This is a genomic window from Muriicola sp. (assembly GCF_041567615.1).
Lineage (GTDB): Bacteria > Bacteroidota > Bacteroidia > Flavobacteriales > Flavobacteriaceae > Muriicola.
Genome location: NZ_JBFGBM010000072.1, coordinates 1 through 11,902, shown reverse-complemented (window position 1 = coordinate 11,902; position 11,902 = coordinate 1). Strand labels below are relative to the sequence as shown.

The 11,902-nt window shown below is 49.2% G+C and carries 10 protein-coding genes; 4 read left to right on the top strand and 6 right to left on the bottom strand.

Features of this window, described 5'->3' with window-relative positions:
* Together ABYP73_RS06580 and ABYP73_RS06575 are read right to left on the bottom strand one after the other, a co-directional pair.
* On the bottom strand, positions 1 to 1,507 hold a 1,507-nt coding region (locus ABYP73_RS06580; RefSeq protein WP_372973810.1), incomplete at its 3' end, for a trehalose synthase.
* Between the two features lie 2 nt (positions 1,508 to 1,509).
* Entirely contained in the window at positions 1,510 to 3,450 is a 1,941-nt protein-coding gene (locus ABYP73_RS06575) for an alpha-1,4-glucan--maltose-1-phosphate maltosyltransferase (RefSeq protein ID WP_372945246.1), read from the bottom strand.
* A 220-nt stretch (positions 3,451 to 3,670) separates the two neighbouring features.
* Here ABYP73_RS06575 and ABYP73_RS06570 point away from each other — a divergent pair, with 220 nt between their 5' ends.
* The 4 genes from ABYP73_RS06570 (at position 3,671) to ABYP73_RS06555 (ending at position 6,711) form a co-directional block, all read left to right on the top strand.
* A complete protein-coding gene (locus ABYP73_RS06570; RefSeq protein WP_372945245.1) occupies positions 3,671 to 4,237 on the top strand; it encodes a collagen-like protein in 567 nt (188 codons plus the stop codon).
* A 107-nt stretch (positions 4,238 to 4,344) separates the two neighbouring features.
* A complete protein-coding gene (gene msrB / locus ABYP73_RS06565; RefSeq protein ID WP_372945672.1) occupies positions 4,345 to 4,854 on the top strand; it encodes a peptide-methionine (R)-S-oxide reductase MsrB in 510 nt (169 codons plus the stop codon).
* 158 nt (positions 4,855 to 5,012) lie between these two features.
* A complete protein-coding gene (gene lpdA / locus ABYP73_RS06560; RefSeq protein ID WP_372945671.1) occupies positions 5,013 to 6,404 on the top strand; it encodes a dihydrolipoyl dehydrogenase in 1,392 nt (463 codons plus the stop codon).
* Positions 6,405 to 6,417: 13 nt separating this feature from the next.
* Positions 6,418 to 6,711, top strand: a complete 294-nt coding sequence (locus ABYP73_RS06555) for a DUF3817 domain-containing protein (RefSeq protein ID WP_372945670.1) — start codon at positions 6,418 to 6,420, stop codon at positions 6,709 to 6,711.
* 3 nt (positions 6,712 to 6,714) lie between these two features.
* Here ABYP73_RS06555 and ABYP73_RS06550 read toward each other — a convergent pair whose 3' ends face one another.
* The 4 genes from ABYP73_RS06550 to ABYP73_RS06535 form a co-directional block, all read right to left on the bottom strand.
* Entirely contained in the window at positions 6,715 to 7,293 is a 579-nt protein-coding gene (locus ABYP73_RS06550) for an HD domain-containing protein (protein WP_372945669.1), read from the bottom strand.
* A 12-nt stretch (positions 7,294 to 7,305) separates the two neighbouring features.
* Positions 7,306 to 7,821 carry a Pycsar system effector family protein gene (locus ABYP73_RS06545; RefSeq protein WP_372945668.1) on the bottom strand — a complete coding sequence of 172 codons (516 nt, stop codon included), beginning with the start codon at positions 7,819 to 7,821 and terminating at the stop codon, positions 7,306 to 7,308.
* Between the two features lie 27 nt (positions 7,822 to 7,848).
* Positions 7,849 to 9,846 (bottom strand): adenylate/guanylate cyclase domain-containing protein, encoded by a 1,998-nt coding sequence (locus ABYP73_RS06540; protein WP_372973809.1) that lies wholly within the window; start codon positions 9,844 to 9,846, stop codon positions 7,849 to 7,851.
* 6 nt (positions 9,847 to 9,852) lie between these two features.
* Positions 9,853 to 11,902, bottom strand: a 2,050-nt coding sequence (locus ABYP73_RS06535) for a T9SS type A sorting domain-containing protein (protein ID WP_372973808.1), incomplete at its 5' end; no start/stop codon positions are given.

The following is an 11,902-nucleotide window of genomic DNA, read 5'->3' as shown; positions in this document are numbered from 1 at the left end:
TGCGCTCCTGGCTGTAGCCGATGTTGATATTGTGACCCTGGATCAGGTCTACATAGGTCTCCAGGAAAACCCCGACAAAATAATTATAGAGGATTTCCCCAGCCTTGAAAAGTTCTTCCCTGGAATACGGGTAAGACTCCTCGTTGTTAAAAATCGTGGCATACACGGCGTAATGGAAGGACCTGAACATCCCGGCCACATCCTTCAAGGGAGGTTGTTTTACCTTCCGGTCCCTGATGGTGCTCTCAGGTTCCCCTTCGAAGTCGAGGAGGTAAAAGTCGTCATCCCTCACCAGGACCTGTCCCAGGTGGTAATCGCCGTGCACCCTGATCCGCTCTCCTTTTAGTTTTGTCCAGTCGAAATTCACAAAGCGTTTCCGGATCTCGTTCTTCCGTTCCAGAAATTCCTTGGCGAGGTCCAGGGAAAGGTCCTTGAGCCTGTGCAGGTTGTTCTCGACCGTATTGAGCCTGTTCTGAAACTGATACAAGAGGCGGTTCTTAAGCCAGACTTCGTAATCGCCCGTAAAATGGGTAGGCGTAAAGGCCGTGTCCTCGAATTCCGAACCCAGCGCAATGTGCATCTCGGCCGTCCTCCTGGCGAGCATCTGGAGCTTGAGGAAGACATTCAGGCCTGCCCAGTCTATGATCTGAGGGGGCACATCGTTGATTTTTAGGCGTTCGAACAAAGGAACCGCCGGCAGGTGGTTTACGTTGATGTGTTTGCTCTCCAAATTGGAGAACACCTTATGGAGTTCCTTGAGCATATAATCCCAGGCATCGCCCTGGTTGGGGACCAATTCCTGCATCAGGGCAATGGTCACCCCCACGTTGTCCGTATCGATGATGCTCAGGCTGCCCTGATACTCCGGCGTATTCTTATATCCCTTGCGCTCCGACAGGAACCGGCTCATTTCATAATCCGGGTTCTTATCTGCGTAGATCCGGCGAAAGAACTTGATAACCGACTTTCCATTGATGATGATGGATGTGTTGCTTTGCTCCATCCCCATGAATTTGGAGGATGCATAGGGTTCTCCCTGAAAATTGACATTGTGATGGTATTGTACCCTGGTGGTATCGTTGGGTTCGGCCGTGATGATCCTTTCATAAACCAGTTTGCGGAAAGCCTCGAGATTGAGGGCATCAATGATGAAGCCTTCCTGTCCTTTGATGCTCAAGGGGAGGATACGGTCTTTTTCGGCAAAGGATTCGTCGGAAACAAAGGCGATGGGCAGGAAGTAATGTTGGTAAAAAGCCTCTTCGAAATTTACCTCCAGAAGCAGGCCGTAATACACCTCCCCTTTCTGCTGTATCCTGAAGTACTCCTGCAGTTCTATGTATTTCAGTTTGCTGCTCTTACCCCCATACCATCGTTGTTTTACGACATAGGCTTCCAGGATCTCCGAGAGAAAGGCCGAGATGAACTTCTTGTCATCCATCAGGGATTCCCACGCCACGTCAAAGACATAGGGTTTCTGTAGGGCGGTTTCCTGTTTTTTTTCGGCCATTTTTATTTTTTGATCTGGAATATATGGAAAGGCAGACTCGCCGGAAGTTCCACGAAGTTCCATTCGTTGTACCAAATATAGCTATTGTCTGTAACCAGGTCCCTCATCTGCATAGGTTTCCCTGGTTCAACCCCCAGTTCTCCCAAGGGCATTTGAACCATACCCCTCTGTGGATAATAACAGTCCAGATTGATCACTACCAGCAACTCGTCATTCCTCTCATCGTCCCATTTGTAAAAGGCCAGGAGGTTTTCATTTTCAACGGTACAAAACCTGATATTATTGGTTTGCTGCAGTGCTTTATGATCTTTTCTGATCTGGTTGATCTTCTTGATCAGGTAGGTAATCTTGTTCTCCAAAGACCAGTCCCACAAGCGTACCTCATATTTTTCTGAATGCATATACTCCTCCTTGCCGGGCATGGATTCCGTAATCATATATTCATAGACCGGGCCGTAGATACCTATATTTCCGCACAGGGTCGCAGCCATCGCATATCGGATCAGGTGCATGCTCTCATTGGCCCCCTGAAGGTGGTAAGGATTGATGTCAGGAGTATTAGGCCAGAAATTCGGGCGGTAGTACTCCTTCATCTCGGACTGGGTGAGCTCGGTCATATATTCTATGAGTTCGTGTTTGTGAACCCTCCAGGTGTAATAGGTATACGATTGAGAGAAGCCTTGTTTTGCCAATTGCTGCATTACTTTGGGCCTCGAAAATGCCTCGGCCAGGAAAAGGACATCAGGGTGATCCTTCTTAACTTCTGAGATCAGCCAGTTCCAGAAAAAATAAGGTTTGGTGTGGGGGTTATCGACCCGGAAGATCTTTATCCCGAAACCGATCCAGTGCAGAGTCACATCCAACAATTCTTTCCAAAGACTCTGATATTCTTTGGATTCAAAATAGAAGTTAACGATATCCTGATACTTTTTCGGGGGATTTTCGGCGTACTGCATGGTCCCGTCCGGCCTTTTCCGAAACCATTCCGGGTTTGAGGTGATATAGGGATGGTCCGGAGCCGCCTGAAAGGCCAGGTCCATGGCCACCTCCATCTCGTATTCTCCCGCCTTCTTGATAAACGACCTGAAATCCGCCTCTGTACCCAGCTCGGGGTGGATGGATTTGTGACCCCCGTGTCGGGAACCTATTCCCCAGGGTACACCGCTGTCTCCTTCTTTGGCTACCGTTGTGTTATTTTTACCTTTCCTGTTTACCTCTCCGATGGGATGTATAGGAGGCAGGTAGACGGTGTCAAACCCCATGGCAGCGATCTTAGGCAAAATGCGTTCAGCATCCTGGAAAGTCCCGTGCTTCCCGGGTTCCGCGGCTGTTGACCGGGGAAAGAATTCATACCAGGTACTGAAATTTGCCTTTTTCCGGTCTACGTATACCTGTAAGGTACGACTTGAATTTACCAGGTTCTTTAATGGGTAACGGACAAAGAGGCTGTGCAGTTTATTCGATACGGCCGCTTTGATCGCCTGATCATAGGAACCCTTATCCTGAAAGGCTTGGATAAGTTCTGAGATGTACTCTTTCTCCTTGCCCTTGAGTTGGTTGAGCAGGTGTTCCAGGTACTGAACCCCGTCCAGCAATTCACTGGTCACGGTCTGACCGTCCTGCAACTTCGCCTCTATTCCATGTTGCCAGTTCAGGGGGTTGTCTACCCAACCCTGGACCTTGTATTCGTAAAAACCTTGTTTTTCGACCTTAAATTCGGCCTTGTGGACATCATTGCCGAGGTGTTCCATTCGCACGTATTCCAGGGCTTTGTCGCCTTCGTGCTTAAAGGCCACCTCCGCCTGTATCACATCGTGCCCATCTCCCAGAACGTCTGCATGAACTATGACTTTCTCACCTACGACCCGCTTGATAAAATAGGTCCCGCACTGGAGTTGTGGATTCACATTTTCGATCACCACCCGCTCTTGTTTCATCGGCATTTTTGAATTCTTTGGTTTGGGCTAAAAATAGAAAATATTATGGAATAGGATCGGCTTAAGCCCGTAAAATTAAAGGACTTTTCCAACCCATTCTCCCATTGCCAGAATTTTTTTGGAACGCTTTTTGAACAGGTTAACAAACATTCGAAAAATCAGATCGTAAAATAAAGTAGAACCTGCTCCGTTTTTTCAAAGACGGATCTTTAAAACAGAAAAAATCATGAAAAAAATCGGACTTATTTTCAGCACTATCGCCATAGCCTTGATGACCTCCTGTGAAGGCCCTGCCGGACCTCCGGGACCTCCCGGATTTGATGGGAGAGACGGCCTCGACGGCCTGGACGGGGTGAATATCCTGGGAACTGTACTGGAGATCGAAGGTACCTTCAGCGCTGCTAATGACTACACCTTATTCTACGAGTTTCCCAGTACGGTAGAGGTCTTTGAATCAGACCTGGTACTGGTCTATATCCTTTGGGACCAGACCGATGACGGCAACGGACAGCCCGTGGATATCTGGAGACTCCTGCCTCAGACCCGTATCCTGAATCAGGGATTGCTGCAGTACAATTACGACCATACCTTTTTTGATGTGAGTGTATTCCTCGAGTCGGATTTTGACCTGAGTACCCTCCAGCCTGGTGATACGGATAACCAGGTCTTCAGGATCGCCATTGTGCCTGCAGAATACGGGCAAACCTCCAGGATGGATGTGTCCAATATAGAATCCGTGATGGCTTCCTTGAAAGTAGACGAGAAAGACATTCACCGAATTACGCTGGATTGATAGATCCCTCATAAAAGAAGGAGCCCCTGGAAACTTTTCAGGGGCTTTTTTATTCCGTATTTTTGAAAGGAAATAGACAAGAGAACGTCCAATCCAAAAATATTGCTATGAAAAAGATATATCTGATAGGAATTTGCCTCCTGGCCCTGAGTTGCAAAGGGGTCTCTCAGGAAAAAGAGGGCCAGAAGGCGTCATCGGATGCAGGGGCCCAGGAACAGGAGACCTATGCGGTGAACAAGACAGAAGCCCAGTGGAAGGCAGAACTCACTGACATGCAATTCTACGTACTCCGAAAAGCCGGGACGGAAAATGCCTGGAGCAGTGATCTTCTGGACATTAAGGCTCCCGGGACTTATGTGTGCGCAGGATGTGGCACCCCCCTTTTCAAAAGTGAGCACAAGTTTGATTCCGGGACCGGATGGCCCAGTTTCGACCGGGAGATCGAAGGAAATGTTGCGTATGATGTAGATTACGATATTGGCTATCCCAGGACGGAGGAACACTGCGCCGTTTGTGGTGGCCACCTCGGGCATGTCTTTAACGACGGACCTGCCAACACCACCGGAAAACGCCATTGTATCAACGGGGCAGCACTGAAATTTGTGCCTGCAGAATAGGGTCATCAAACTGTTTTTCAACTTATTACATAAGGAAGGTTCAAACGCCTTTCTATCCTCACCAAAGAACCATTCAAAGGGCGTGCTTTCTTCGGCGCGTTTCGGATTGGTTTTGTACCTTTGCGACCTTACTTTAACAGATCCAAAAAACAAAATAGATGAGCACCTTCGATGTAATTGTACTGGGCAGCGGACCCGGTGGGTATGTGACAGCTATCAGGGCCTCCCAGCTCGGTTTAAAAACGGCCATTGTTGAGAAAGAAAGCCTTGGAGGCGTCTGCCTCAACTGGGGATGCATCCCGACCAAAGCCCTTTTAAAATCGGCCCAGGTCTTTGAATACCTCCAACACGCAGGGGATTACGGCCTGAAAGTAAGCGGAGCAGATAAGGACTTTGACGCCGTGGTAAAACGAAGCCGGAATGTAGCCCAGGGCATGAGTAAAGGCGTACAGTTCCTGATGAAAAAGAACAAGATCGAGGTGATCAGCGGATACGGGAAAGTAAAGCCTGGCAAAAAGGTATCCGTAAAAAGTGAGGACGGGAAAGAGACGGAATACAGCGCCAGCCACATCATCATTGCAACGGGTGCCAGAAGCAGGGAATTGCCCAGCCTTCCCCAGGACGGTAAGAAGATCATCGGATACCGCAAGGCGATGACGCTTGAAAAACAGCCTGAAAAGCTGGTAGTAGTGGGAAGCGGAGCCATTGGGATCGAATTCGCCTACTTCTACAACGCCATGGGGACGGACGTAACCGTGGTGGAATTCCTTCCGAACATCGTACCCGTGGAAGATGAGGAAGTATCCAAGCAATTGGAGCGCAGCTTTAAAAAATCGGGCATCAAGATCATGACCTCCTCGGAGGTCACCAAGGCAGATACCACAGGGAATGGGGTGAAAGTGACCGTGAAAACTCCGAAAGGGGAAGAGGTCATCGAAGCCGACGTGGTCCTCTCTGCCGTGGGGATCAAGACCAATATTGAGAATATCGGGCTCGAAGAGGTGGGCATTGCCACGGATCGTGATAAGATTCTGGTGAACGATTACTACCAGACCAACATCCCGGGCTATTACGCCATAGGCGATGTGACCCCCGGTCCTGCTTTGGCTCATGTAGCTTCAGCGGAAGGGATCCTGTGCGTGGAGAAGATCGCCGGCCTGCACGTAGAACCCATAGATTACAACAATATCCCAGGTTGCACCTACTGTATGCCTGAGGTAGCCTCCGTGGGCCTGACGGAAAAACAGGCAAGGGAAAAGGGATTTGACGTCAAGGTGGGGAAATTCCCCTTCTCCGCCAGCGGAAAAGCTCAGGCTTCCGGTAATTCTGAAGGTTTTGTAAAGGTCATTTTTGACGCAAAATACGGAGAGTGGTTGGGCTGCCATATGATCGGGGCCGGTGTGACTGACATGATCGCAGAGGCTGTCCTGGGTCGGAAACTCGAGACCACAGGCCATGAGATCCTCAAAGCGGTACACCCCCACCCCACCATGAGTGAGGCAGTGATGGAGGCTGTTGCGGATGCTTATGGAGAAGTGATACACCTCTAATCCCGGGCCCGTTATGTTGTCATTCATGCGCGCCCTGGCCATTGTTGAAGGCGTTTCTTACCTCCTGTTGTTCGGTTTTAGCATGCCCCTGAAATACTGGGCAAACATCAGGGAACCCAATATTTATATCGGTTATGTGCACGGGGGACTCTTTCTTGCCTTTATTGTGCTGGCCTATGTATTTTGCAGGCAGCAAGGTTGGGGACTCAAAAGGTATTTCAAGTTCTTCCTAGCCTCCCTCCTGCCCTATGGCACCTTTTACATGGACAAAAAATACCTGGCTCCCCTGGCTTCAAAAAAGAAGTGAAATTTAAACTTGTTTCCTGATCTTTTCCAGGTGTTTCTGTTTCAAAGGTTCCCTGTGTTTGATGGCATAAGGGGTATGGTATCGGTGTTTCTCCAGGAAAGAGATCTGCTTCTCCCTCCAATCTTCTTCCGATAATTCCACCCCGAAATGCCTTAATTCTTTCAGGAGCTTGTCGCTGATCTTATCGTAATCATCGCGACCCAGATAATCCAGGTCTGCATCGCACAGGATGCGTTCCAGGAGGGTTCTGGGGTTTTGGGGCACTTCCGTGGCCCGTATGAGTCCGACCACCACCTTACGCTGTTCGGGGGTAAAGCCAAATTCCCTCATATAGTTCAGGGTGAGGGCGATCCCGTGATCCTCATGTCGCTCATAGGTAACCGTAAATCCCAGGTCGTGACACAAAGCCCCGGTGCGGAGCAGGAGGGCATCCTCTTTGGCGATATGGAGTCGCCTGATGTAGTCATTGCATACTTTCAGGACATCAAGGGTATGTGACAGGCCGTGGTAACAAAGGTCTGGTGAGAGTTCTTCCCGAAGTAGCTCGAGAACCTTCTTCCGCAACTTCAAATATCCCGTCATGACGATGACTCATTAACTGATGACCTGCACGAGCCAGAAAATCAGGCCCAGCATGGCAAACACAAAACTCAGGGCAAAAAATCTGAGGGCTTTGTGTACACTGGCAAATTTATCGGCTATGATCTTGCTTTCCGCGTGGATCTGTTGGGCCAGCTGGGAGTAAAGTTCTTCCTCACTACTGCAGATCTCAAGCAGTTTTTTTGTGTATTCCTCCGAGCTTCCAAAGGCCTTAACCGCATCCAGAAAGAAAAAGACATTGTCGTCGTATTTCATCTCCATCTGTGGCATAAAGCATTTAAAGCAGAAAAAGGTGGAAATCAGCACACAAAGCAGCCAGAGAAAGGCAAAGACCGTGAACCAAATGTTGGTCTCAAATGAAGGTTGAAATGCGTCCAGCCGGTCTGCGAACAGCCCCAGGATAAGACTGTGAAAGGAAAAAATGACCCCCGCCTTGAATTCGGAGGCCCTGATCAGTTTTTCGAGTCGCTCGAGTTGTTCCCAGTAATTATTCGGGTCCTGTCTGCTCATGCTCTGTACTTAGTTGTGAACCACAATTTAGGCATTTACTTCCTCTTTGGATTTGGCATGGCGGATTATTTTCCTTTTCTCAACAAAATACATTTCCATTTCGCCCTTGTTCTTCACCAACACCTTCCCTCTGGATACGCAATCGTATACCTCTTTTATGCGCTGGTAGGTATTTTCCGAAATGTTGATCCTGCCCGGTTCCGAGAGGGATTCCATTCGGGAGGCCACATTGACCGCATCCCCCCAAATATCGTAGGCAAACTTGTTGAGCCCCACCACCCCGGCAACCACAGTACCCGTATTGATACCTATCCTCACCTCAAAGGGCACAATGCCCTCCTTGGGTTCCCTTTTGATCTCCTCCATGACGGCTGCCATCTCAAAGGCAGCCTCCACCATTTTAAAGGGGTGGTCCGTTGTCGGGAAAGGCAAGCCCCCGGCACACATATAGGCATCCCCTACGGTCTTGATCTTTTCCAGTTCGTATTTATCCATGATCTCGTCGAATCGGGAGAAATAATAATCGACGCTTTTCACAAGGATCTCCGGCGACAGGTTCTGGGCATGGGATGTAAATCCCTGGAAATCCGAAAACAGGATGGTCACCGACTCAAATCGCTTGGCGGCCACCTTTCCGTTTTGCTTGAGTTCCTCGGCGGTTTCCTCAGGCAGAATATTGAGCAGCAACTTATCTGATCGATCCCTTTCGTCGGCGATGATCTTGTTGGTCTTCTTCACGTATTTGTATCGGCTGTAGGCCCCAACGGCCATGACAAAGACCAGGATAAGGGAGATAATGGTCCCGTAGATGACGTATTTCTGACGTTTGGCCTGTAGTGCTGCGATCTCCTTTTCCTTGTTCAGTAAGTCAATCTTATCCTGATTCTGCTGATTTTCAAAATCGAATTGTAACCCCCTGATCTTGTCATCGGTCTCCAGGTTGTAGAGGATGTCCTTTTGAGCAAGAAAGAGATTCTGGTATTCAAAGGCCTTCCGGTAGTTGCCAAAAGCGGAATAGGTAGCAGACAACCCTTCATAAATATCGCGCAGCCCTTTATCGGATCCCAGCTCCTTGGCCAGCACCTCTGCTTCGGCGTATAATCCTACCGCTTTTGAGAAATCCGTCTTCTGATATACCGTTCCAAGGCCGATGAGTGCATTCAAAGTTTCCAGCGGCTGCTTCTTTTCCCGGGCAGTTTTATAGGAAAGGGTCAGGTATTCCACGGCTTTGTTCCGGTTCCCGATCTTGTTCTCGATAGTACCCATTTCCTTGAGGATATGAGTGTAATCAGAAGTGTTTTCTGAAAGCGGCAAAGCCCATTGATAGGCCTCCAGAGCCCGGTCGTAATCTTCACGCTTGTTAAAGATCTCGCCAATACCCATGTAGTAATAGGTGGCGATCTGAGGGTTCGAAATATAGGGCAGATAGGTTTCGAGCTGCTCAAAGTACTCAAGGGCCTTATCGTAGTCCTTGAGGTCTCCGTAGACAGCACCTATATTGGGCAACACAGAGGTGATGCGCATCGTATCCCCGATCTTTTCGGCAAAGTAGAGCGACCTGAGATAGTAATCCAGCGCCTTATCACTTCCGCCCTGACTCAGGTAAACACCCCCTAGATTATTGAGGATATTGGCCATCCCGCTTGTATCCCTGACCTTTTCAAAACTCTCCAGGGACTGTGTCCAGTGGTCCATGACCGCGAGGTAATTTCCCTGGTAGTAATTCCCGAGACCGATGTATTTCTGTGCCAGGGCCTGTCCTTCTGTGTATTTCAATATCTCAGCGAGTTCATCGGCTTCCTCGGCATATCGTATGGCGCCTTCAATATCCTCCTGAGAAAGTACGGCGAGGCTCAGGGCGTTCAGGGAATTTACCTTCGAGATATCCTGTTTGCCGGATGCGATCACCTGCTGAAGACTGTCAATTTCCCGGGTCTGTGCATGTACGTTAAATGCAATGCCAGCCAGCAGCCCCAGCAGTAGTCCTGTGAACAATCGTATCCTCACTTTTCTGTATTCCTTCATTTTCCTTTACTCTTTGATAACCCGGTATTCCAGTGCCCCATCCCTGGTTGTAAACCTGAAGAAGTACAACCCAAGGGGGTAATCACTCATATCGATCTGATGTGTTACGGGTCCGGACCTGCCGTCCAGCGAGGTGCGCAGCATGGAGATACCGTACATATTAAAGACATCCAGGGTAACCAGTTCAGGAAGGTCCTGGTCTATAAACAACACACCTCCCACCGGGTTGGGATAGAGGATAAAGGCCGTACTTCCACCACTGCCCGAATCGCATCGGTTAGAATTGGCATTCACCTCCGAAGTGGTGGAACTCTTGTGAGTACTATCCCGGCTGGTAAGTTCCCATTTCAGGGTATTTCCATCAAATTTGATCGTAAAGGTCCCAGTACCCGGGAGGAACATGAATGGCAATTCCCCACTGTACAACGCCGGTCCGGTTAACCGGTTCTCCGGACCTTCAAGGATATAGATCGTCTGTGCATTGGGGTTCTCATAACGGAAGTGAGCAATGTAGTTGAGCCCGTCGGGATCTCCCGAGATGAGCTCAACGCAGTCCATATAGGTTCGGATCTTCCGGAGTTCATTCCCGGTGGGGTTGATGTAGACCACACCCACCTGATCATAAGAAATTGTATAATTCTTAGGTTCTTCCAGGGTGATAAAGAAAATACCGGTAGCTCCCGGAGTATAGTCCACCCCGTTCTCATCCTTAAAGAGATATGGGATCCCGGCGGGGAATACGTCTGCAGCGGTCTCGTTGTAGGCATATCCTTCAATACTGGTCGCAATAGCAGCAGGATCGATCTCAGTTCCCTGATCGATAACGATATCTCCGGTGGATACAGTGAGACTGGCGGGAGTCACGCGGATCGTACCTGAACCGTAGGTAATATTGAAATTATAACCGATGGGGTCCAGCAATGTACCCGGAAAGGAATTGTGGAACTCTGTTCCGGGGGTTACGTCCAGACCGGTGATCAGGTTGAGGGAATAAAAGCTGCTGATCGCTTCATCCCCGTCACCATCATACACGATAGCAAATACCTCGGAATAGTCGTTCAAATCATTTGCTCCCCCAAGATCACTGTCATTTACAAGGGCTTTAAAACCATTTTCAAAGGACCCGAAGGAGGCAGCTCCATTAAAGAGGTCCTCACTGTTGACCAGGGCCTTGAAATCATTGACCAGGGCCTTGAAACCGTTGGTCAGGTAGTCCGAATAATCATCAAAGTGTGTGGTGTTCAGGTTTACGAGGTTCATCTCGTTGACCAGAGCCTTAAAGCCGTTCTGCAAGGTGCGTTCCGTAGAGATCCAGCTGCCCTCGTCCAACAGATTCAGGATGGCCAGTTGCTCGTCATTGACCAGGGCCTTAAAGCCATTGATCAGGGCCAGGGTATTCTCAGGATAAAAGGTCGTAAGATGAGCCTGGGAAAGGGCCGATAGGAAGGCCTGGTTATCTGATATCCCAGTGGCGTCATAGTTGTAATTCAGGTTCAGGACTATAGGCTGACCATAGACCACCTCAACGGGTTCAGGAACAATTTCCAGGTCTTTTTTACTGACGATAAAGGACCCGTTCTTAAAGTTGACCACATACCCTTCAAGGGCTGTGAGCTGATCAGGGGTGGCATTTTCCAGGTCGAAGGACGGAAAGATCACATAGTTGGCCACACGAGGAAAAGGACCAACAGCCTCCGTCGTGAATTTGACAGGAGGAAGTCCGAGGCTTTCAAAATCCGTGCCCTCCGGCAATCCCTCCACAGTGAAACCGAATTCATAATCCTGTCCATATTCAATTTGGATATCGTTCGCGGCAATATTGATCGCGATGGTCCCGGGATCCAGCAGGAAGATAGGATTCGACTTTCCTCCGTCGCCTCCCAGTGGCGTAGTAGAATTCGTAAACACCGTCACCGGGTCGTTCCCTGTGAAGGGACCTACAAGGACCTTGATCTCGGTGGGATACTCGGGATCGTAGAAAGTGATCGGAAGCTCGTCTTCTCCAAAAAACACGGTGGGATCCGTGGGGAAATAATCCCCGTTGATCGTGAGTTCG

Coding starts and splice junctions, on each gene's coding strand:
- ABYP73_RS06545 (WP_372945668.1), bottom strand. CDS start 7,821: ATGAGCAGACAGGACCCGAATAATTACTGGGAACAACTCGAGCGACTC.
- ABYP73_RS06540 (WP_372973809.1), bottom strand. CDS start 9,846: ATGAAGGAATACAGAAAAGTGAGGATACGATTGTTCACAGGACTACTG.
- ABYP73_RS06555 (WP_372945670.1), top strand. CDS start 6,418: ATGTTGTCATTCATGCGCGCCCTGGCCATTGTTGAAGGCGTTTCTTAC.
- msrB (WP_372945672.1), top strand. CDS start 4,345: ATGAAAAAGATATATCTGATAGGAATTTGCCTCCTGGCCCTGAGTTGC.
- ABYP73_RS06550 (WP_372945669.1), bottom strand. CDS start 7,293: ATGACGGGATATTTGAAGTTGCGGAAGAAGGTTCTCGAGCTACTTCGG.
- ABYP73_RS06570 (WP_372945245.1), top strand. CDS start 3,671: ATGAAAAAAATCGGACTTATTTTCAGCACTATCGCCATAGCCTTGATG.
- lpdA (WP_372945671.1), top strand. CDS start 5,013: ATGAGCACCTTCGATGTAATTGTACTGGGCAGCGGACCCGGTGGGTAT.
- ABYP73_RS06575 (WP_372945246.1), bottom strand. CDS start 3,450: ATGCCGATGAAACAAGAGCGGGTGGTGATCGAAAATGTGAATCCACAA.